Source organism: Microbacterium sp. SCN 69-37 (assembly GCF_001724435.1).
GTDB classification, from domain to species: domain Bacteria; phylum Actinomycetota; class Actinomycetes; order Actinomycetales; family Microbacteriaceae; genus Microbacterium; species Microbacterium laevaniformans.
Window position 1 is genome coordinate 73,339 of sequence record NZ_MEEL01000021.1, and the last position, 18,777, is coordinate 92,115.

Annotated in this window: 23 protein-coding genes and 1 pseudogene; 18 read left to right on the top strand and 6 right to left on the bottom strand. The window is 69.3% G+C overall.

Annotated elements, in window-relative coordinates; all coding sequences use genetic code 11:
- The first annotated feature begins 36 nt into the window (after nucleotides 1-36).
- Nucleotides 37-537 carry a DUF2004 domain-containing protein gene (locus ABS64_RS04945; RefSeq protein ID WP_036285320.1) on the top strand — a complete coding sequence of 167 codons (501 nt, stop codon included), beginning with the start codon at nucleotides 37-39 and terminating at the stop codon, nucleotides 535-537.
- Nucleotides 538-561: 24 nt separating this feature from the next.
- Here ABS64_RS04945 and lipA read toward each other — a convergent pair whose 3' ends face one another.
- Both lipA and lipB read right to left on the bottom strand, forming a co-directional pair.
- Entirely contained in the window at nucleotides 562-1,575 is a 1,014-nt protein-coding gene (gene lipA / locus ABS64_RS04950) for a lipoyl synthase (protein ID WP_292681508.1), read from the bottom strand.
- Between the two features lie 11 nt (nucleotides 1,576-1,586).
- On the bottom strand, nucleotides 1,587-2,285 hold the full coding sequence (gene lipB, locus ABS64_RS04955; protein WP_292681510.1) for a lipoyl(octanoyl) transferase LipB: 699 nt from the start codon (nucleotides 2,283-2,285) through the stop codon (nucleotides 1,587-1,589).
- 21 nt (nucleotides 2,286-2,306) lie between these two features.
- Here lipB and ABS64_RS04960 point away from each other — a divergent pair, with 21 nt between their 5' ends.
- Together ABS64_RS04960 and ffh are read left to right on the top strand one after the other, a co-directional pair.
- Nucleotides 2,307-2,855, top strand: coding sequence for a TetR/AcrR family transcriptional regulator (locus ABS64_RS04960; protein ID WP_292681459.1), 549 nt, complete (start codon nucleotides 2,307-2,309; stop codon nucleotides 2,853-2,855).
- A 67-nt stretch (nucleotides 2,856-2,922) separates the two neighbouring features.
- Nucleotides 2,923-4,476 carry a signal recognition particle protein gene (gene ffh, locus ABS64_RS04965; RefSeq protein WP_292681462.1) on the top strand — a complete coding sequence of 518 codons (1,554 nt, stop codon included), beginning with the start codon at nucleotides 2,923-2,925 and terminating at the stop codon, nucleotides 4,474-4,476.
- Nucleotides 4,477-4,480: 4 nt separating this feature from the next.
- Here ffh and ABS64_RS04970 read toward each other — a convergent pair whose 3' ends face one another.
- Both ABS64_RS04970 and ABS64_RS04975 read right to left on the bottom strand, forming a co-directional pair.
- Nucleotides 4,481-5,215 carry an SGNH/GDSL hydrolase family protein gene (locus ABS64_RS04970; protein ID WP_292681465.1) on the bottom strand — a complete coding sequence of 245 codons (735 nt, stop codon included), beginning with the start codon at nucleotides 5,213-5,215 and terminating at the stop codon, nucleotides 4,481-4,483.
- A gap of 99 nt (nucleotides 5,216-5,314) precedes the next feature.
- The gene (locus ABS64_RS04975; RefSeq protein ID WP_036285335.1) at nucleotides 5,315-6,478 is read right to left on the bottom strand and encodes a glutamate--cysteine ligase; all 1,164 of its coding nucleotides are present in this window, start codon (nucleotides 6,476-6,478) and stop codon (nucleotides 5,315-5,317) included.
- 183 nt (nucleotides 6,479-6,661) lie between these two features.
- On the opposite strand from ABS64_RS04975, the gene rpsP reads away from it, so the two are divergent.
- From rpsP to trmD, 4 genes are read left to right on the top strand one after another with little or no spacing between them, the layout of a single operon-like run.
- Nucleotides 6,662-7,090: a 30S ribosomal protein S16 gene (gene rpsP / locus ABS64_RS04980; protein WP_292681469.1), complete on the top strand. Its 429-nt coding sequence runs from the start codon at nucleotides 6,662-6,664 to the stop codon at nucleotides 7,088-7,090.
- A 5-nt stretch (nucleotides 7,091-7,095) separates the two neighbouring features.
- The gene (locus ABS64_RS04985) at nucleotides 7,096-7,326 is read left to right on the top strand and encodes an RNA-binding protein (RefSeq protein ID WP_036283489.1); all 231 of its coding nucleotides are present in this window, start codon (nucleotides 7,096-7,098) and stop codon (nucleotides 7,324-7,326) included.
- 1 nt (nucleotide 7,327) lies between these two features.
- On the top strand, nucleotides 7,328-7,960 hold the full coding sequence (gene rimM / locus ABS64_RS04990) for a ribosome maturation factor RimM (protein ID WP_005050236.1): 633 nt from the start codon (nucleotides 7,328-7,330) through the stop codon (nucleotides 7,958-7,960).
- 1 nt (nucleotide 7,961) lies between these two features.
- The gene (trmD, locus tag ABS64_RS04995) at nucleotides 7,962-8,654 is read left to right on the top strand and encodes a tRNA (guanosine(37)-N1)-methyltransferase TrmD (RefSeq protein WP_005050237.1); all 693 of its coding nucleotides are present in this window, start codon (nucleotides 7,962-7,964) and stop codon (nucleotides 8,652-8,654) included.
- A 38-nt stretch (nucleotides 8,655-8,692) separates the two neighbouring features.
- Here the strand turns inward: trmD and map are convergent, their stop codons facing one another.
- Complete coding sequence (gene map, locus ABS64_RS05000) at nucleotides 8,693-9,475, bottom strand: type I methionyl aminopeptidase (RefSeq protein ID WP_005050238.1); 783 nt, start codon at nucleotides 9,473-9,475, stop codon at nucleotides 8,693-8,695.
- Nucleotides 9,476-9,527: 52 nt separating this feature from the next.
- Here map and ABS64_RS05005 point away from each other — a divergent pair, with 52 nt between their 5' ends.
- The 9 genes from ABS64_RS05005 (at nucleotide 9,528) to ABS64_RS05045 (ending at nucleotide 16,677) form a co-directional block, all read left to right on the top strand.
- Complete coding sequence (locus ABS64_RS05005) at nucleotides 9,528-10,022, top strand: hypothetical protein (protein WP_036285339.1); 495 nt, start codon at nucleotides 9,528-9,530, stop codon at nucleotides 10,020-10,022.
- A 168-nt stretch (nucleotides 10,023-10,190) separates the two neighbouring features.
- The gene (gene rplS / locus ABS64_RS05010; protein ID WP_005050240.1) at nucleotides 10,191-10,538 is read left to right on the top strand and encodes a 50S ribosomal protein L19; all 348 of its coding nucleotides are present in this window, start codon (nucleotides 10,191-10,193) and stop codon (nucleotides 10,536-10,538) included.
- A gap of 157 nt (nucleotides 10,539-10,695) precedes the next feature.
- Nucleotides 10,696-11,448, top strand: coding sequence for a signal peptidase I (gene lepB / locus ABS64_RS05015; RefSeq protein WP_016465037.1), 753 nt, complete (start codon nucleotides 10,696-10,698; stop codon nucleotides 11,446-11,448).
- Nucleotides 11,445-12,104: a ribonuclease HII gene (locus ABS64_RS05020; RefSeq protein ID WP_036285341.1), complete on the top strand. Its 660-nt coding sequence runs from the start codon at nucleotides 11,445-11,447 to the stop codon at nucleotides 12,102-12,104. Before lepB ends, ABS64_RS05020 begins: the two co-directional genes overlap by 4 nt.
- Nucleotides 12,105-12,157: 53 nt before the next feature.
- The gene (locus ABS64_RS05025) at nucleotides 12,158-12,481 is read left to right on the top strand and encodes a DUF2469 family protein (RefSeq protein WP_005050243.1); all 324 of its coding nucleotides are present in this window, start codon (nucleotides 12,158-12,160) and stop codon (nucleotides 12,479-12,481) included.
- Between the two features lie 112 nt (nucleotides 12,482-12,593).
- The gene (locus ABS64_RS05030; protein WP_036285343.1) at nucleotides 12,594-12,956 is read left to right on the top strand and encodes a YraN family protein; all 363 of its coding nucleotides are present in this window, start codon (nucleotides 12,594-12,596) and stop codon (nucleotides 12,954-12,956) included.
- Complete coding sequence (locus ABS64_RS05035; protein WP_005050245.1) at nucleotides 12,953-14,485, top strand: YifB family Mg chelatase-like AAA ATPase; 1,533 nt, start codon at nucleotides 12,953-12,955, stop codon at nucleotides 14,483-14,485. Before ABS64_RS05030 ends, ABS64_RS05035 begins: the two co-directional genes overlap by 4 nt.
- Complete coding sequence (dprA, locus tag ABS64_RS05040) at nucleotides 14,482-15,693, top strand: DNA-processing protein DprA (protein WP_292681492.1); 1,212 nt, start codon at nucleotides 14,482-14,484, stop codon at nucleotides 15,691-15,693. Before ABS64_RS05035 ends, dprA begins: the two co-directional genes overlap by 4 nt.
- A gap of 87 nt (nucleotides 15,694-15,780) precedes the next feature.
- Nucleotides 15,781-16,677 carry a tyrosine recombinase XerC gene (locus ABS64_RS05045; protein ID WP_061683707.1) on the top strand — a complete coding sequence of 299 codons (897 nt, stop codon included), beginning with the start codon at nucleotides 15,781-15,783 and terminating at the stop codon, nucleotides 16,675-16,677.
- Between the two features lie 116 nt (nucleotides 16,678-16,793).
- Here ABS64_RS05045 and ABS64_RS05050 read toward each other — a convergent pair whose 3' ends face one another.
- Nucleotides 16,794-17,378 carry a M23 family metallopeptidase gene (locus tag ABS64_RS05050; protein ID WP_292681496.1) on the bottom strand — a complete coding sequence of 195 codons (585 nt, stop codon included), beginning with the start codon at nucleotides 17,376-17,378 and terminating at the stop codon, nucleotides 16,794-16,796.
- A gap of 287 nt (nucleotides 17,379-17,665) precedes the next feature.
- On the opposite strand from ABS64_RS05050, the gene rpsB reads away from it, so the two are divergent.
- Nucleotides 17,666-18,535: a 30S ribosomal protein S2 gene (gene rpsB / locus ABS64_RS05055; protein WP_061683708.1), complete on the top strand. Its 870-nt coding sequence runs from the start codon at nucleotides 17,666-17,668 to the stop codon at nucleotides 18,533-18,535.
- 89 nt (nucleotides 18,536-18,624) lie between these two features.
- Nucleotides 18,625-18,777: pseudogene (locus tag ABS64_RS05060) on the top strand (elongation factor Ts); the annotation flags it as partial.

Genomic DNA, 18,777 nt, shown 5'->3' on the forward strand with positions numbered 1-18,777 from the left:
GTCGCGCACGGACGCCGAGGATGGTTGCATAGGGTCATGGCGATCGAGCACGACTACTTCGGGCTGTTGGAGTCCGGGCCGGACGGATCCATCTTCTGGTCCGAGGTCGTCGACTTCGCCGACCAGCGGGTCACCGTCGATCTGACCGCACCCGATCAGGACGACGTCTCCGCTGCCGCACTCGATGTCGCGGCCGCCTTGATCCATGCGCTGGAGCAGATCGACCTGCAGGCCCGCAACGCGATGGTGGCCGAGCTCGACGACCGTACCAGCGAGGTCACCGAGTACCTCCTTCAGCAGCAGGAGGCGCTGGGAGAGGATCTGGAAGACGTCCTCGTTGACATCTCCGGCGACACGCACATCGACATCATCCGGTCGCTGCAGCTCGTGAGCATGACGATCCTCGCCGACGAGCACGGTGGAACGGATCCCTTCGCCGTCCTCGAGTACGCCCTCGACCCCGACGCCACCGATGAAGTGCTGCTGGTGAACCTGACCAGCGACGGCGACGTGCAGTCGGTCACCAGCGCCGACTGACCGTCGTCCGCGGTGCCGCGCGCCTTACACCGCTTGCGCGAAGCCGAGCTCGGTGTCGGCGAGGTGCGACAGGTGTGCCGGGATCTCCCGCCCCTTGGCGACCATCGACTGGGCCCACAGTCGCCCCGCCCGGTAGGACGATCGAACCAGGGGACCGGCCAGAACACCGAGGAAGCCGATCCGCTCTGCCTCCTGCTTGAACGCCACGAACTCGTCCGGCTTCACCCACCTCGCAACCGGAAGGTGCCGAGGCGAGGGCCGCAGGTACTGAGTGATCGTGATGATGTCGGTGCCGGCCTCGTGCAGGTCCTGGAGGGCCTGGATGACCTCCTCCGGCTCCTCGCCCATGCCGAGGATGAGGTTCGACTTCGTGATCAGCCCTGCGGCTCGCGCCTGCGTGAGCACGTCGAGCGAGCGCTCGTACCGGAAGGCGGGCCGAATGCGCTTGAAGATGCGGGGAACGGTCTCGACGTTGTGCGCGAAGACCTCGGGACGAGCCGCGAACACCTCATCGAGGAGACGAGGCTCCCCGTTGAAGTCCGTGGCGAGCAGTTCGACGCCGGTTCCCGGATTGACGGCATGGATCTGCCGGATGGTCTCGGCATTGAGCCAGGCGCCGCCATCCGGGAGGTCGTCGCGCGCGACGCAGGTGACGGTGGCGTAGCGCAGCTGCATCCGCCGGACGCTGTCGGCGACGCGTCGCGGCTCGTCCGTGTCGTAGTCGGCCGGCTTGCCGGTATCGATCTGGCAGAAGTCGCAGCGCCGCGTGCACTGCGACCCACCGATCAGGAAGGTGGCCTCCCGATCCTCCCAGCACTCGTAGATGTTGGGGCATCCCGCTTCCTGGCAGACCGTGTGCAGTCCCTCTCCCTTCACGAGCGACTGCAAGGCCTGGTACTCGGGTCCCATCTTCGCCTTCGTGCGAATCCACTCCGGCTTGCGCTCGATCGGTGTCTGCGCATTTCGCACCTCAAGGCGCAGGAGCTTCCGGCCCTCGGGGACGTTCGCGGGGCCGGCCTCGCCGCCGGTCGGGGTGATGCCGCAGGCGCTCACGCGGCCACCTCCGCGGGCGCGGCGAACGAAGCGCGGAAAGCGTCGGCGACCGCAGCGTGCACGTCGGCGGGAGAGACGTCGCGACCCAGCACCTCGCTGATGGTCGTCACCCCGGCATCGGAGATGCCGCACGGGACGATCTGCGAGAAGGGCAGCAGCGAGTTGTCGCAGTTGAGGGCGAAGCCGTGCATCGTGACGCCGCGCTGGACGCGCACGCCGATCGCCGCGATCTTGTCCTCGGACAGCGGCCGACGCACCCACACGCCGCTGCGGCCCTCGACGCGATACCCGTCGACGCCGAGCCCGCCCAGCACATCGATGAGGATCTGCTCCAGCCGGCGCACGTGCGCGACGACGTCGACCGGCTCGGTGAGGCGCACGATCGGATAGCCGACGAGCTGGCCCGGCCCGTGCCAGGTGATCTTGCCGCCGCGGTCGACGTCGACGACGGGGGTGCCGTCGGTCGGACGGTCGTGACGCGCCGTGCGGGCACCCGCGGTGAAGACGGCTTCGTGCTCCAGCAGCAGCAGGGTGTCGGGACGCTCGCCGGCGACGACATCGGCGTGTACGGAGCGCTGTAGCGCCCATCCATCGGTGTAAGGGACGACGTCGGGCGCGAGGCCGACGGTCTGCACGTCGAGCATGGTGGGCTCCTTCGCGGGGGAGTTCGAGGTTTGTGTACCGCGTCCAACAATACGCCTCGCTACAGTGGGCAGATGTCCTCCGGCCGCCCGCGCGCCACGTCGCGCTCCACGATCGCGGAGGCGGCGACAGAGCTCTTCCTCGAACGCGGGTTCGCCGAGACGACGATCGCCGACATCACGCAGCGCGCCGGCGTGAGCCGCTCGAGCTTCTTCAACTACTTCTCGTCGAAGTCCGCGGTTCTGTGGGCCGCGCTCGATGACGCCATCCGCAGCGCGGTCGAGGCGCTGCGCGCCGGCGCAGCGCCGAGCGCTGCCCTGCGCGCGGCGGCCGTCGACATCCAAGCCGACAGCCTCGCGCTGGCCATCATCCACGGCTCCGTGATGGGTCTGTCGGACGAGCTCGCCGACGAGCGTGCGATCCGCACCGGGATCCTCAGCCGTGCCGTGTCCGACAGCCTGGTGTCCACGGGCATGGCGCGCCTCGAGGCCGACGTGCACGCCGCTGCGCTGTCCGCCGCCGTCTTCGCCGCCATCTGGGCCTGGGCGGCGTCCGACGCGCCCCGCCCCGCCCTCAGCGGACTGGTCGACCGCGCGCTCGGGGCCGCCGGCGCGTCACGATGACGCACGACGGCGACCAGAGGCCGCGGCGCAGAGCCGGCTGAGGGGATTCCCGTAGAATCGGGGCATCATGGCGACTTTCGGCACCCTCAGCGACCGGCTGACAGAGACTTTCCGCAACCTTCGCACGAAGGGCAAGCTCACCCCTGCCGATGTCGACGGGACCGTCCGTGAGATCCGGCGCGCCCTGCTGGATGCCGACGTGGCGTTGGTCGTCGTCAAGGACTTCACGGCGAAGGTGCGCGAGCGCGCCCTCGGCGACGAGGTCAACCGGGCCCTCAACCCTGCCCAGCAGGTCGTGCAGATCGTGAACGAGGAGCTGGTGGCCATCCTCGGCGGGCAGCAGCGCCGACTGCAGTTCGCCAAGAACCCGCCCACGGTCATCATGTTGGCCGGCCTCCAGGGCTCGGGAAAGACGACCTTCGCCGGCAAGCTCGCCCGGCAGCTGGAGAAGGACGGGCACACCCCGCTCCTCGTCGCCGCCGACCTCCAGCGTCCGAACGCCGTCAACCAGTTGCAGGTCGTCGCCCAGCGTGCCGGCGCCGCGATCTACGCACCCGAACCGGGCAACGGCGTGGGTGACCCGGTGCGCGTCGCGCGCGAGGGCGTGGAGACCGCCCGGCGCCAGCAGCGCGACGTGGTGATCATCGACACCGCCGGCCGGCTCGGTGTGGATGCCGAGCTGATGACGCAGGCGGCGGACATCCGCACGGCGACCAACCCCGACGAGGTGCTCTTCGTCATCGACGCGATGATCGGACAGGATGCCGTCAACACGGCCAAGGCCTTCCAGGATGGCGTCGACTTCACCGGCGTGGTGCTGAGCAAGCTCGACGGCGACGCGCGTGGTGGCGCGGCACTCTCGGTGGCGTCCGTGACGGGTCGCCCGATCATCTACGCATCGACCGGCGAGAACCTCGAGGACCTGGAAGCGTTCCATCCCGATCGCATGGCCAGCCGCATCCTCGACCTCGGTGACATCCTGACGCTCATCGAGCAGGCGCAGCAGGCGTTCGACGAGGAGGAGGCACGCAAGGTCGCCGAAAAGCTCGCGACCGAGCAGTTCACCCTGGAGGACTTCCTCGAGCAGCTTCAGCAGATGAAGAAGATGGGCTCGATGAAGAAGATGCTCGGCATGCTCCCTGGCATGGGCCAGATGAAGCAGCAGCTCGAGAACTTCGACGACCGTGAGATCGATCGCACCGAAGCGATCATCCGCTCCATGACCCCCGGCGAGCGTCGCAACCCGAAGGTTCTCAACGGCTCGCGGCGACTTCGCATCGCGCGTGGATCGGGGATGACCGTCACCGACGTCAATCAGCTCGTGCAGCGCTTCGAGCAGGCCGCGAAAATGATGAAGACCGTCGCTCGCGGCGGTGTGCCCAACATCCCCGGGATGGGTCCGATGGGCGGCAAGCCCGGCGCGTCCAGCAAGCGCGGCAAGCAGAAGTCGCAGGCGGGCTCACGATCGGGAAACCCCGCCAAGCGTGCCGCCGAGAACGCGGGACTCGCCGCCGCCCACACGGGCGCCCCGACGGGCTCGGGCTTCGGACTCGGTGCCGCCGCGACGCCGCCGAGCGAAGCCGATCTCGCCGAGATTCAGAAGCTGTTCGGCAAGAACTGAGCGTTCACAGGACGATTCCCGCATCGTCCAGTGCTGCCTCCACGGCGTGACTGAGGACGATCTGCCCGTCGCTGTTCGGGTGTTCGCCGTCCCACTGGAGCAGTTCCGGCCGGCCTCGCAGAGGTTGACCGAGAGAGAGGAACACGCCGCCGTCGTCGGCGACGGCGCGTTGCAGCGCATCGCTGGACCACCCGATCGCGTCGGGCTCATCCCAATCCAACTGGGACAGCGTCGCGATCCCGATCAGCTGCGCGTCCGGCAGTGCGGCGCGCAACTCGTCGACCGTCGCGCGCGTCGACGCGTCGATGTCATCCCGCGAGGCGCCGCTGTCGTTGTCCGAGGACTGGATGAGCACGACCGCGGGGTGCAGGGCGATCGCCTGCTGAACGAGACCGGCATAGTCATCGCCGCAGTCGCCGGTGATCGTGAACCCCGCGCCATTGCATCCGAGGTTCACGATGTCCGCGCCCGTGTCGTGGGCGACCAGAGCCGGCCACGATTCGTCGGCGTCGAGACCGAGACCAGCCATGATCGAATCGCCGATCGTGACCACGACGCCGCCGCTGGCGCGCGGGGGCGACGTCGCGGCGTCGACCGCGGCCACCGACAGTGAATCTGCCGGGGATGCGGGAACGCTCCGATCCGGCGCCGAGGCGCTGCATCCCGCCATGGTCACCACCGCGATGCCGGCGACGGCAACGCGAATCGCGATCATCGGGAGGAACCTGCGGGCGGACACCACGTCACTCTACGTCGGGCGGGATATGAAAGCCCTTTGTCCGGGACCTGTTCTTGTCGGGAGCCGATCACGGCGCCGGCGCGAGCCCGACGGCCGCCCTCAGAGAAGGCGGGAGGCGAGATGTTCGTGCAGCGTCGGGCCCGCCCGGAATTCTCTGATCAGGTGGTGGACCACGGCGCGAAGATCTCCGTCGGCGGCATCGGCGACCAACAGCTGACGCGCCGAGCTGCCGCCCTCGTCGAGGATGGTCCCGACGCCGGCGAACTCGCGAGCGCAGTGCAGGTCGCCGGCGACGTCGGCCAGGGCATCGATCGTCTCGCGCAGGTGCTCCGACACGGGGCGCTGCGTGCCGTCCCTGTCGACGATGACCCGCGCCTGGGTGCCGTAGCGCGCCGCGCGCCATTTGTTCTCCCGGACGAACCACGGCTGCAGCGTGGGCAGCTCGCGTCCGGCATCCAGCTCGCGCGAGAAGTGCTCGACGAGGACCTGGACCAGCGCGGCCACCGCTGCCAGCTCCGGCAGCGTGGACATGCCGTCGCATGCTCGCACCTCGATCGTGCCCCACTTCGGAGCCGGACGGATGTCCCATCGCACCTCGGTGGCGTCCTCCATCACACCCGTGCGCACCATGTCATCGAGGTACGCCTCGTACTGCGACCACTCCGTCAGCGGCCACGGCAGCCCGGCGGTGGGAAGCTGCTGAAACACGAGCGCGCGATTGGACGCGTACCCGGTGCGCTCACCAGCCCAGAACGGACTCGACGCCGACAGTGCCTGGAGGTGGGGGAGGTACGCGGTGAGCGCTCCGATGATCGGGAAGACCTTGTTGACGTCCTCGACACCCACGTGGACGTGGATACCCCAGATCATCATGTTTCGCCCCCACCACTGCGTGCGTTCGATGAGCTTGTGGTATCGGGTCTTGTCGGTGACACTCTGCTCGTACCACTGCGCGAACGGGTGGCTGCCCGCGCAGAGCAGGGCAATGCCGCGCGGGTCGGTCGCGGTACGGATCTCGGCGATCGCGTCAGCGATGTCGTCGATGACCGCCGCCACGGTGTCGCCGACACCACTGGTGACCTCGATCGTGTTGGTCAGCAGCTCGCCCGTGATCGTGTGACGCTCGAGGGCGGCTCCGCCGCCGACGGCTGCAAGGATCTCCGGAGCGCGCGGGACGAGATCACCGGTGCGCTCGTCGGCGAGCATCAGCTCCCATTCGACGCCGACAGAGGAACGGCGGGATGTCGCGAAGGGCACCGTCATGGGCACAGTCTGACACGCCAACAGCGATGGTTCGCGGCATCCGTCACGATCTGGCAAAATAGGACGCTGGACCGTTCGCTCGACCCTCTATCCGGCGAACACGTCCACCCTAGAGCCTCCGCCGGGTGTGCACCCCACAGCCCGAGCGTCGTTCATCACCTCACAACAGCATTCAGGAGAATTGTGGCTGTCAAGATTCGTCTCAAGCGCCTCGGCAAGATCCGCGCCCCCTACTACCGCATCGTCGTCGCCGACTCGCGCACCAAGCGCGACGGTCGCGTGATCGAGGAGATCGGCAAGTACCACCCGACCGAGGAGCCCTCGTTCATCGAGGTCGACTCCGAGCGTGCGCAGTACTGGCTTTCGGTCGGCGCTCAGCCCACCGAGCAGGTCGCCGCGCTGCTCAAGCTCACCGGTGACTGGGGCCGCTTCAAGGGCGACGCCAACGCCGTGTCCACCGTGAAGACGGCGGCGACCAAGGAAGAGTTCCAGGTCGACGCCGCCAAGAAGTCGGTCATCAAGCCCAAGGTGGAGAAGAAGGCTGAAGAGCCCGCCGCCGAGGCTGCCGAGGTCGAGGCTCCGGCCGAGGCCGAGTCGACCGACGCAGAGTAAGTCCGTTGCTCTCCGCCGCGCTCGAACACCTCGTCAAGGGGATCGTCGATCACCCTGACGATGTCACTATCCGTTCCTCTTCGTCGCCGCGAGGCGACGTCCTCGAGGTGCGCGTGCACCCCGATGATCGAGGTCGGGTGATCGGGCGCGGCGGACGCACGGCCAAGGCCCTGCGGACGCTCGTGTCGGCCCTGGCCGACGGCGCACGCGTGCGTGTCGATGTCGCGGACGACTGAGATGGCTGCTGCAGGACCAGCGCGCACCCAACTGCGCGTCGGGCGTCTCGTGAAGGCCCATGGCCTGAAGGGCGCCTTCAAGCTCGAGCTCTACACCGACGATCCCGACGGCCGTTTCGTGCCCGGAGCTGTCTTCACGCTTCAGGTGCCGGAATCGTCGCCGTGGCACGGCAAGACCGTCACCGTGCGCGAGTTCCGATGGATGAACTCCCACCCGGTCGTCTTCTTCGACGACGTCGACGACCGCACCGCAGCGGAGAGCATGGTGCGTGCCATCCTCTGGGTCGATCAGGACGAGAGCTCCTCCGCGGAGGAGGACGCCTGGTACGACCACCAGCTGGTGGGTCTCACCGTCCTGCGCGATGGCCGCGATGTCGGCCGAGTCGTTCGCGTCGATCATCTTCCTGCGCAGGATCTCCTCGTCGTTCGCACGCACGAAGCGGATGCCGAGATCCTCGTCCCCTTCGTCTCGGCCATCGTGCCCGACGTCGATGTCGCCGCGGGAACCGTGACCGTCACCCCGCCCGCCGGACTCTTCGAGGAGCTGCCCGGCGATGGCGACGATCGTGAGCCGTCGACGTCGGACGAGGATGACGACGACGCGGATGCCGCAGCCGTCGACTCCGAGGTCTGACGTGCGGATCGACGTCGTCACGATCTTTCCCGCATTCTTCGACGTCCTGGAGGTCTCCCTTCTGGGGCGCGCCCGCGATGCGGGCATCCTTGACGTGCGTGTCCACGACCTGCGCGACTTCACGCATGACCGCCATCGCACGGTCGACGACACGCCGTACGGTGGGGGCGCGGGCATGGTGATGAAACCCGAGCCCTGGGGGCAGGCGCTGGACGCCATCGCCGCGGACGCCACCGAGCCGCTTCGGTTCGTCTTTCCCTCGCCCGCCGGTGCGGTCTTCACGCAGGCGGCGGCGCGCTCCTGGGCGGCCAGCGGAGAGCATCTCGTCTTCGGATGCGGCCGCTACGAAGGCATCGACGAGCGAGTGTTCTCCTACGCGGCAACTCTGGGCGAGGTCAGTCTGACCAGCATCGGAGACTACGTCCTCAACGGCGGCGAGGTGGCGGCGATGGCGATGATCGAGGCTGTCGGCCGCCTGATTCCCGGCGTCGTCGGCAATCCCGAGAGCCTCATCGAGGAGTCCCACGAAGACGGTCTGCTGGAGTACCCCTCCTTCACGAAGCCCGCGGCGTGGCGCGGCTACGACGTTCCGGACGTGTTGCTCTCGGGCCATCACGGCCGTGTCGCCGACTGGCGCCGAGAGCAGCAGATCGAGCGCACCCGCGCGAGACGGCCGGATCTTCTCCCGGACTGACCGTGTCCCCACCGGCGGCCGCGCCGCCACCGGCGGCCTCAGTCGACGCCGAGGAACGAGCGATCGGTGAGGATGATCGGACCGTCGGCGGTGATCGCGACGGTGTGCTCGGCGTGCGCGCCGCGTGAGCCGTCGGCACTGCGCAGCGTCCAGCCGTCAGGGTCGGTGACGAGCTCGTCGGTGGTCTGCAGGAACCAGGGTTCGAGGGCCAGCACGAGACCCGGACGCAGGGGGTAGCCGCGACCCGGCTTGCCGTCGTTGGGGACGTGCGGGTCGCCGTGCATCGTGCGTCCGACGCCGTGGCCGCCGAAGTCGGTGTTGATCTGGTACCCGTCGGCGTGCGCGACCTCGGCGATGGCGTGCGAGATGTCCCCGATCCGCCCCTCCGTCGTGGCGGCGCCGATCGCGGCATCCAGGGCGCGCTGTGTCGTGTCGATGAGGGCGAGGTCCTCGTCGCGAGGCGTCCCCACGATGAACGAGACGGCCGAGTCGGCGACCCAGCCGTCGACGGCGACGGCGAAGTCCAACGTCACCAGGTCGCCGTCGCGCAGCGCGTAGTCGTGCGGCAGTCCGTGCAGGACCGCATCGTTGACCGACGTGCAGATCACCTTTCCGAAGGGGCTCGCGCCGAACGACGGGTGGTAGTCGAGGTAGCAGGACTCGGCGCCGGCCCGGCGGATCAGATCGTGCGCACGACGATCGATGGCCAGCAGATTGGTGCCGACCTTCGTCTCATCCCGTAGCGTCGCCAGAGTTTCTGCGACGAAACGCCCCGCGGGACGCATCGCCTCGATCTCGGCGGGAGTGCGCAGCTCGATCATCGTGATCCTTTCGTCAGGATCCATTCTGTCTGACCGGCGTAGCATCGCAGGTATGTGGTTGCGTCAGACGTTCTTCCGGTGGCTGATTCCGGCGGCGTTCGTGCTGCCGTTGTGGCTTGTCGTCGGGTGGATCGTCTTCGGGGCCAGTCCCTGGACGCTGCTGTGGGTTCTCCTGTCGGCACCGGTCGTCTTCGTCTGGCAGTTGATCCTCGCCCTGCTCGTGCGCGCCCGCGGCACCGTCCGCGCCGAGCGCGCGGTCTCCTGGACGGATGCCGGGATCATCGGCGCCTGGCATCTGCTGCTGGTCGCGCTCGGCGTCTTCGATAGCCGGTGGTGGTGGCCCGCGTTGGCCGTGGCCGTCATCCTCGGTGTCGTGGCCCTGTCCTCGTCGCTGCGCCAGCTGTGGCGTGAGACCGGTCCGCGTGTGTCGATCCTGCGCACGGCGAGTGGCGTCGGTTATGTCGCACCTCCTCGCCCACAGCCGACCGGCGGCTCGAGCCCCGACGAGATCATCGTCATCCGAGAGAACACGCCACCGGGCTCGTGACCTGTCGGTTTTGACGCGCTCGGCATCCATGGCAGAATGGATGTTTGTGCCCTGAACAGGCTCTGCCTCAGGGGAGCACGGCGCCGGCAACGGATGCCTCGGGCACACGCCACCTTTTTCCATCCCCATCTCGCGATCGACCTGTGGCGGTCGCAGGAAGTGACGATCATGCAGATTCTCGACGCCGTCGACGCGGCTTCGCTGCGCAGCGACATCCCCGTCTTCGCCCCCGGCGACACCGTCAAGGTGCACGTCAACATCACCGAGGGCAACCGTTCCCGTATCCAGGTCTTCCAGGGCGTCGTCATCGGCCGCTCGGGAGACGGTGTGCGCGAGACCTTCACGGTCCGCAAGATCAGCTTCCAGGTGGGCGTGGAGCGTACGTTCCCGGTGCACAGCCCGGTGATCGACCACATCGAGGTCGTCACCCGTGGCGACGTGCGCCGCGCGAAGCTGTACTACCTGCGCAACCTTCGCGGCAAGAAGGCCAAGATCAAGGAGAAGCGCGACCGCTGACGCGCTGTCACCTCGGATGCCCCGGACCCCGCGGTCCGGGGCATCCGTCGTCTGCACGCCGCGCGGCATCCGGTGAGGCGCGCACGCTGCACACAGCCCGCATGTGCGACCCTTGAGAGGCGGCACAGACGGGTGCCGGGAGCGAAGAAAGACAGGCATGAGCTCGGACAACACCACGGCCCCGGATACGGTGCTTCCCTCCCGTCAGCGTCGACGCCGCGGCGTCTGGCTGCTTCTGCGCGACGTGTTCGTCATCGTGTTGATCGCGGTCGTCGTGTCGTTCGTGATCAAGACCTTCCTGGTGCGTTCTTTCTACATCCCGTCGGGCTCGATGGAACAGACGCTGCTCATCAAGGACCGCATCCTCGTCGATGAGCTCACGCCGCGTTTCGGCGGCTACCAGCGCGGCGATGTCGTCGTGTTCCGTGATCCCGGCGGATGGCTGCCGCCGGCGCCGGCTACCCCCGCGCAGCCGCCCCTGGCTCAGGCCGCCGACTGGCTGCTTTCGCTCGTCGGCATCACCGCCTCGGACAGCGACGAGCACCTCATCAAACGCATCATCGGCGTGGGCGGGGATCACGTCGTGTGCTGCAACGCGATCGGTCAGGTCACGGTCAACGGAACACCGATCGATGAGACCCCCTACCTGAATCTGTCTCCCGGCCAGAGCGCGCCGCAGCCCGTCCCGTTCGATGTCGTCGTGCCGCAGAACTCGCTCTGGGTGATGGGGGACAACCGCGACCACTCCCGCGACTCGCGGTACAACATGGACCAGCCCAACAAGGGATTCGTTCCTGTGGACAACGTCGTCGGGCGCGCCTTCCTCATCACCTGGCCGTTCGACCGCTTCGGCACGATCGACGGGCACCATGCCGTCTTCGCGGGGGTGCCGGCCCCCGGCGCCGGATGAGTGTCGTCACGCCGCGGCTGACCGTCGAGCGGCGCCTGCTGCGCGAGCATGAGATCGTCATCGCGTGCGACGAGGTCGGCCGGGGTGCGCTCGCGGGGCCCGTCGCCGTCGGTGCCGCGGCGCTCGGACCGGCGGCGGCCCGAAAGCGGATCCCGGAGGGGCTGCGCGACTCGAAGCTCGTGGCCGCGCATCGTCGGCACGATGTCGCCGCACGAGCCGCCGCCTGGGTCGACGCGTCCGCGGTCGGCTGGGCGAGTTCCGCCGAGATCGACGAGGTCGGGATCATGCGGGCGCTGGGCCTGGCGGCCCTGCGCGCACTCGCCGAGCTGCGCGCGCAGGGCTTCGTCCCCGACGACGCGATCATCATTCTGGACGGCAATCACGACTACATCACCGCCGCAGGCGGTTCGGGTCTGCGCGTGCAGCCGATCATCAAAGCCGACCGCGACTGCGCATCAGCCGCCGCCGCCTCGGTCGTGGCGAAGGTCGCCCGCGACGACCTGATGATGCGCCTGCACGACGAGCACCCGGTCTATCTCTGGGAGCGCAACAAGGGCTACGCCAGCCTCGAGCACCGCAGCGCGATCCGTTCGCACGGTCTGAGCCCCCATCACCGGGCATCGTGGGCCATCGCCGACGCTCCCACACTGTTCTGAGCGGATGCCGCGGCATCCGCTCGGCTCCTCCGGCCGCATAGGATGGGACCACCATGGACGACGAGGGCTTTGACGACTACGACCGCGAACTCGAGCTGGCGCTGTACAAGGAGTATCGCGATGTCGTGTCGCAGTTCGCTTACGTGATCGAGACGGAGCGACGCTTCTACCTCGCGAACGACGTGAACGTCGTGCGTCGTGACACCGAGCACGACTTCTACTTCGAGATCTCGATGACCGACGTCTGGGTGTGGGACATCTACCGCGCGGACCGCTTCGTGAAGTCGGTGCGCGTGCTCACGTTCAAGGACGTGAACGTCGAGGAGATGCAGCGCAGGGACTTCCAGCTTCCTGACGAGCTCGCGCTCGACTCCTGACCTCTCCACCTGCACGTCGACTCTTCCTCCCCACCGAGCCGTTGAGCGGGCCTGTCCACCGACGGGCTGACATGCCGCGACGCGCGGTCGAAGCGGGGGCACGCTCTCTTCCATGGCAGCCAAGGACGAGCGTGGACGGTCGGGGGAGCAGAGAGCGGCGCAGTATCTGAGCGAGGCGGGGTACACGATCCTCGCCCGCAACTGGCGTTGCGCGTTCGGAGAGATCGACATCGTCGCCCTGCGCGGCGAGGAGGTCGTCATCGTCGAGGTGAAGTCCCGACGTTCCGACGCGTACGGCCACCCGTTCGAGGCCGTCGATGCGCAAAAGCGCGCCCGTCTGTGGCGTCTGTCCACGACGTGGGCAGCGGCGCACCCGGCCGCCGCCCGTGGTCGCCGCCTCCGCGTCGACATCATCGGTGTCACGGGCCGCGACACCGCCACGGCGCGCATCGAGCACCTCGAGGATGTGCGATGACGGTCGGCAGGACGTGGGCGGTGGTGCTCACGGGGCTGCACGGCGATCTCATCGAGGTCGAGGCGGACCTGTCGAGTCAGACGCCGGCCTTCGTCATCATCGGGCTCGCCGACAAGGCGATCGGCGAGGCACATCAACGGGTGCACAACGCTTGCGCCAACAGCGAGCTGCCGCTGCCGCGGCGCAAACTCACCGTGAACCTCTCACCCGCGAATCTTCCCAAACAGGGCTCCGCCCTCGACGTCGCGATCGCGATCGCCGCGCTCGCGACCGAGCACGCCCTCGATCGCGACTCGCTCGCGCAGACGGCGCACATCGGTGAACTCGGACTCGATGGCCGACTGCGGCCTGTCCCCGGCGTGCTGCCGGCGGTGGCGGCCGCGGCCCGGATGGGAATCCGCAAGGCGGTCGTGCCGTTCGCGAACCGGGAAGAGGCCGCCCTCGTCGAAGGAGTCGAGGTCCTGGGGGCCGTCAGCCTCCGCGACGTGGCACGCTGGCACGGCCTCGACGTGGACGAGGTGCCACTCGAACCCGTTCCGCACCCGGCCGCGGGCGGTGGTCGTGTCCACGCCGACGTTCCCGATCTCGTCGACGTCATCGGGCAGGCTGACGCCGTCGACGCGCTCACGGTGGCCGCCGCGGGTGCACACCACCTCTTGATGAGCGGCCCGCCCGGAGCCGGCAAGACGATGCTGGCGCGGCGACTGCCCGGCATCCTTCCCGGCCTCGACGACGAGGATGCCGTGCAGGCCGCGTCGCTGCGGTCGCTGGCCGGCGAACCCGTCGACACACTGTGTCGGACGCCGCCCTTCGAGGCACCCCATCACAGCGCGAGCGCGACGGCGTTGATCGGAGGCGGAAGTCGCGCGGTGCGTCCCGGCGCCATCGCCCGCGCGAGCGGGGGAGTCCTCTTTCTCGACGAGGCCGGCGAGTTCGCTCCGCACGCGCTGGACGCGCTGCGCCAGCCACTGGAGTCCGGCATGATCGAGATCCACCGGGCCGGCTTTCGTGCGGTGTTTCCGGCGCGGTTCCAGCTGGTTCTCGCAACGAACCCCTGCCCATGCGGCAACTACGGCGTGCCGGCCGCTGAGTGCACGTGTCCGTCGCTGGCGATTCGGCGCTACCTCGGCAAGCTCTCAGGGCCGCTCCGCGACCGCATCGACATCGAACTCGGACTGCGGCGCGTGTCGAGCGCGCAGCCGGGGACGGCGGCCGGGGCCACGACGTCGGCGCAGGTCCGGGAACAGGTCGGTGCCGCACGCGAGCGCGCCCGCCATCGCCTCCGTTCCACTCCGTGGGCCACGAACGCCCAGGCGTCCGGTCCCTGGCTGCGCAACGGTCCTCTCGCCCCGGATGCCGACATCCGCCGTCCGCTGGACGCCGCTCTGCAACGCGGATCGCTCACGCTGCGCGGCTACGACCGCGTACTGCGAGTGGCCTGGTCGGTCGCGGATCTCGCCGGTCACGATCGGTTGCGCGCGGCCGACATCGGACGGGCGCTGTATCTCAAGAAGGGGGTGGGCTCATGAGCCTCGTGCCTGACGCCGGTGCCTCCCGCACGGCCCTTCGCGGACTGGTCGGTGACGGGCTCTCCGACGACGAGGCACGCACCGCGTACGCCGCAGCCACCTGGTCGACGCTCGTCGAGCCGGGCGACGGGACGGCCGGTGCGCTGATCGCGCGCTACGGTGCCGCCGAGGCGCTGGAGCGTGTCGTGGGCGAGGGCACAACGGGCCTCGCCGGTGGCGCCGGCGTGACCGAGGAGGATGTCCGTGCTGCGCGCGCCCGATGGCTGCCCCGCCACGGCGACCTCGACCGTGTCCTGGCAGCCGCTCGCCGCGCGGGAGCGCGGCTCCTCGTGCCGGGCGAGGAGGTCTGGCCGCGCGCGCTCGATGACCTGGGCGTGCACGCACCCGTCTGTCTGTGGGCTCGGGGCGACGTCCGCGCGCTGTCGAGTTCTGCCACGCTGGCGCTCGTCGGCGCGCGGGCCGCGACGGCGTACGGCACGCACGTCGTGACGGAGCTCGCCGCGGACTCTGCGGCGAGGGGGGTGGTCGTGGTCTCCGGGGCGGCCTACGGCATCGACGGATCGGCGCACCGCGGCGCGTTGCGCGCCGACGGGACAACGGTCGCCGTGCTGGCCGGCGGAGTGGACCGGCCCTACCCGGCCGGTCACGATGAGCTGATCGCGGCGATCGCGCAGACGGGGCTGGTGCTCGCCGAAGTGCCCTGCGGCACAGCGCCGACCAAGTGGCGCTTCCTGGCGCGCAACAGGGTGATCGCCGCGTTGGCGGGTGCGACGATCGTCGTCGAGGCTGCCCACCGGAGTGGGGCATTGAACACCGCTCACCATGCCGCCGCGCTCGGACGCGCCCTCGGCGCCGTTCCAGGGCCTGTGACCAGCGCCGCATCCGCCGGCTGCCACCGGCTCCTGCGCGAGGCGGACGCGGTCTGTGTGACCTCCGCCGCCGATGCGTGGGAGCTCTTGGGGATCTCTGGCGACACAGCCGACGAGCCTGATCCCGGCGACGGCGGGCGTACCGATGAGCGCACGCGAGTACTGGACGCGCTGAGCGGTCGTCGGGCGCGTGCGACCACGGAGGTCGCGCGCCTGTCGGGCCTCTCCGTCGCTGAGGCGAGCGGGATCCTTGCGCTACTCGAACTGGATGGACGTGTCGAGCGCAGCGGCGACGGATGGCGACGCCGGTCGGAGCCGCGACCCGCGCGACTGTGGTGACGAGCGGTGCCATGCGAACCGCGGTACGAGCCACGCACTGCGGTGTGCCGCCCGCCGCGCACCCTCGAGACGAGGGATGCTGGTCTGGTGAGACTCTCCGAAGCAGCCGACGCCTACACGCGCGAGCTCTCGGACGTACGGCGGCTGTCCGCGGCGACGGTGCGCGCGTACGCGGGGGATCTGCGCGATCTCGTCGCGGTGATCGGAGACCGCGATCTGGCGGATGTCGATCTGGAGCATCTGCGGGAATGGCTGTGGACCGCGACACGACGCGGCGACGCACGGGCGACACTCGCGCGGCGCACAGCAGCCGTGCGCGGCTTCTTCGCGTGGGCTCGGCAGACGGCGCGCCTCGAGGTCGACCCTGCGCTGCGACTGGTGGCCCCGCGCCGGGGGCGCTCCTTGCCGAAGGTGGCGACCGCGCCCGCCATGACCGCCGTGCTGACGGATGCCGAGACGCGCGCGCACGGCCGCGATGCCATCGCGTTGAGGGACGCCGCGCTCGTCGAACTTCTCTACGCCTCCGCTCTTCGCGTGTCCGAACTCTGCGGGACGGATGTCGACGACATCGATCGCGAGCGCCGCACGGTCCGTGTCGTGGGTAAGGGCAGCAAGGAGCGTGTCGTGCCATACGGCGCTCCTGCCGCTCACGCTCTCGACGCCTATCTGGCGCGCGGTCGTTGCGTGCTCGTGGGACGCGGCTCCGGAACGGCGGCGCTGTTCGTCGGAGCCCGCGGCGCACGGCTGGGCGCGCGTTCCGCCTACGACGTCGTCTCGCGCGTCGTCTCCCCGACGGTCGGGCAGAGCGTCGGTCCTCACACGCTGCGCCACTCAGCGGCCACTCATCTGCTCGACGGCGGCGCCGACCTGCGCACCGTGCAGGAGATGCTCGGTCATGCCAGCCTCGGAACCACCCAGATCTACACACATGTCTCGGCGGAGCGACTGGCGGCCGCCTACCGGCAGGCGCATCCTCGCGCGTGAGTGCGCCGCGGGCCTGCTCTCGTGAAGACCCGCGCGCCCGCTGTCGATGCCGCCGTCATCGCGGTGTCTGTGCTCACCGGCTGTCCAGATGAGGCCGCCAGCGTCGCCGGCCACACCTATCCCGGTTGTTGAGCGGGCTCGCAGCACGGAAGCAGTACGGCCCGCGGCACCTCGCCCAACAGCCGCAGCGGATTGAGATAGACGTCGTCTCTCCGCGCTCCCAGGTGGATCTCGCCGGGCGCCGTGGGACCGCCCGTCGCCACGGTGCCCACCTGTTCACCCCGTTGCACACTCGTCCCCACCGGCACGATCGCGCTGACGGGCTCCATCGTCGAGACCAGTCCATCGCCGTGGTCGATCGTGATCAGCGGTCGATCGACGACGACGCCGGCGAAGGCGACGACGCCGTCGTCGGGAGCCCGTACGTCCGCACCGACTGCGCTGGCCAGATCGATGCCCCGGTGTCCGGGGCCGTATGCATGAGCGGGCGCTCGGTAGGCGACCGTGATGCGCGGCGGCGAGACCGGCCACGACCACCGCGCAGACGCCGCGCCGGCGGACCCACTCGCCGGCCGCAGCTCATGCCCGTCCGCCCCGGCGGCACCGGATGCACCGGAGACGACGGCGAGGGTCACCGCCAGCACCGTGCCTGCCACCCCAATCACGCGTTTCACCATGCGACGTTGTCGATCTGCGTTCATCGCTCCACCCTCGCGGCCGCCTTCCACCCACGGCGGCCGCGACGGGCATCTGTGGGCGGCCGACGTCAGCGAGCGTCGGGGGAGGAGGCGCTGCGGCTGATACACTGGCTGAGCACCCCGCTGGTCGGGGTGACTCCGCGTGCCCACAGCGGCCCCGTCCCCGGACGGATTCCGCGGCATCCACACCTCGAGGTCTCACCGCGACAGCGGTGAGCGGGTGTGCGCCGGGCACCAGGCGCTCGGGCCGATCGGCCCACGCGATCAACCCAAAGAGAAGGAGAACGGCCATGGCCGTCGTTACCATTCGCCAGCTGCTCGACAGCGGCGTCCACTTCGGACACCAGACCCGCCGGTGGAACCCGAAGGTCAAGCGCTTCATTCTGACGGAGCGCTCCGGCATCCACATCATCGACCTGCAGCAGTCGCTGGGGTACATCGACAAGGCGTACGAGTACGTCCGCGAGACGGTCGCGCACGGCGGCACCATCCTGTTCGTCGGCACCAAGAAGCAGGCGCAGGAAGTCATCGCCGAGCAGGCGACGCGCGTCGGCCAGCCGTACGTCAACCAGCGCTGGCTCGGTGGCCTCCTGACCAACTTCTCGACGGTCAGCAAGCGCCTCGCCCGCATGAAGGAGCTCGAGGAGCTCAACTTCGAGAACCCCGCCGACAGCGGCTTCACGAAGAAGGAGCTCCTGCTGAAGAAGCGCGAGCTCGACAAGCTGCACAAGTCGCTCGGCGGTATCCGCAACCTCACCAAGACGCCCTCGGCGATCTGGATCGTCGACGCCAAGCGCGAGCACCTCGCCGTCAGCGAGGCGCAGAAGCTCGGCATCCCCGTGATCGGCATCCTCGACACGAACGCCGACCCCGACGAGTTCCAGTTCCCGATCCCGGGCAACGACGACGCGATCCGCTCGGTGGGCCTGCTCACGCGCATCATCGCCGACGCCGCCGCGGAGGGCCTCATCCAGCGTCACCAGCCGACCGACGAGTCCGCCGACGCCGAGCCCCTCGCCGACTGGGAGCGCGAGCTGCTCGAGACGCCCGTCGTCACCGACGTCGCCGAGGTCGAGACCATCGCCACCGAGTCGGCCGCCGATGTCGCGGGCGCCGAGGCCAAGGCCGAGGGCGACGCCGCAGCGACCGCTGCCGAGTAAGACCACTTCTCCGGTGCGGAGCCGCTCCTGACGGGCGGCTTCGCGCCGGCATCCCACGAGAACTCACGACACGCAAGGAGCCACCACCCATGGCAAACTTCACCATCGCCGACATCAAGGCCCTGCGCGAGCAGCTCGGCACGGGCATGGTCGACACCAAGAAGGCGCTCGAGGAGGCCGACGGCGACCTCGAGAAGGCCGTCGAGATCCTCCGCCTCAAGGGCGCGAAGGGCAACGCGAAG

Excerpts from the sequence above, each read along its gene's own strand:
- ABS64_RS05025 (WP_005050243.1), top strand. The coding sequence starts at position 12,158 with ATGGACGACGAGGGCTTTGACGACTACGACCGCGAACTCGAGCTGGCG.
- ABS64_RS05050 (WP_292681496.1), bottom strand. The coding sequence starts at position 17,378 with ATGAACGCAGATCGACAACGTCGCATGGTGAAACGCGTGATTGGGGTG.
- ABS64_RS04960 (WP_292681459.1), top strand. The coding sequence starts at position 2,307 with ATGTCCTCCGGCCGCCCGCGCGCCACGTCGCGCTCCACGATCGCGGAG.
- ABS64_RS04975 (WP_036285335.1), bottom strand. The coding sequence starts at position 6,478 with ATGACGGTGCCCTTCGCGACATCCCGCCGTTCCTCTGTCGGCGTCGAA.
- rpsB (WP_061683708.1), top strand. The coding sequence starts at position 17,666 with ATGGCCGTCGTTACCATTCGCCAGCTGCTCGACAGCGGCGTCCACTTC.
- ABS64_RS05020 (WP_036285341.1), top strand. The coding sequence starts at position 11,445 with ATGAGTGTCGTCACGCCGCGGCTGACCGTCGAGCGGCGCCTGCTGCGC.
- ffh (WP_292681462.1), top strand. The coding sequence starts at position 2,923 with ATGGCGACTTTCGGCACCCTCAGCGACCGGCTGACAGAGACTTTCCGC.
- lepB (WP_016465037.1), top strand. The coding sequence starts at position 10,696 with ATGAGCTCGGACAACACCACGGCCCCGGATACGGTGCTTCCCTCCCGT.
- rplS (WP_005050240.1), top strand. The coding sequence starts at position 10,191 with ATGCAGATTCTCGACGCCGTCGACGCGGCTTCGCTGCGCAGCGACATC.
- rimM (WP_005050236.1), top strand. The coding sequence starts at position 7,328 with ATGGCTGCTGCAGGACCAGCGCGCACCCAACTGCGCGTCGGGCGTCTC.
- ABS64_RS05035 (WP_005050245.1), top strand. The coding sequence starts at position 12,953 with ATGACGGTCGGCAGGACGTGGGCGGTGGTGCTCACGGGGCTGCACGGC.
- dprA (WP_292681492.1), top strand. The coding sequence starts at position 14,482 with ATGAGCCTCGTGCCTGACGCCGGTGCCTCCCGCACGGCCCTTCGCGGA.
- ABS64_RS05030 (WP_036285343.1), top strand. The coding sequence starts at position 12,594 with ATGGCAGCCAAGGACGAGCGTGGACGGTCGGGGGAGCAGAGAGCGGCG.
- ABS64_RS05005 (WP_036285339.1), top strand. The coding sequence starts at position 9,528 with ATGTGGTTGCGTCAGACGTTCTTCCGGTGGCTGATTCCGGCGGCGTTC.
- ABS64_RS04945 (WP_036285320.1), top strand. The coding sequence starts at position 37 with ATGGCGATCGAGCACGACTACTTCGGGCTGTTGGAGTCCGGGCCGGAC.
- map (WP_005050238.1), bottom strand. The coding sequence starts at position 9,475 with ATGATCGAGCTGCGCACTCCCGCCGAGATCGAGGCGATGCGTCCCGCG.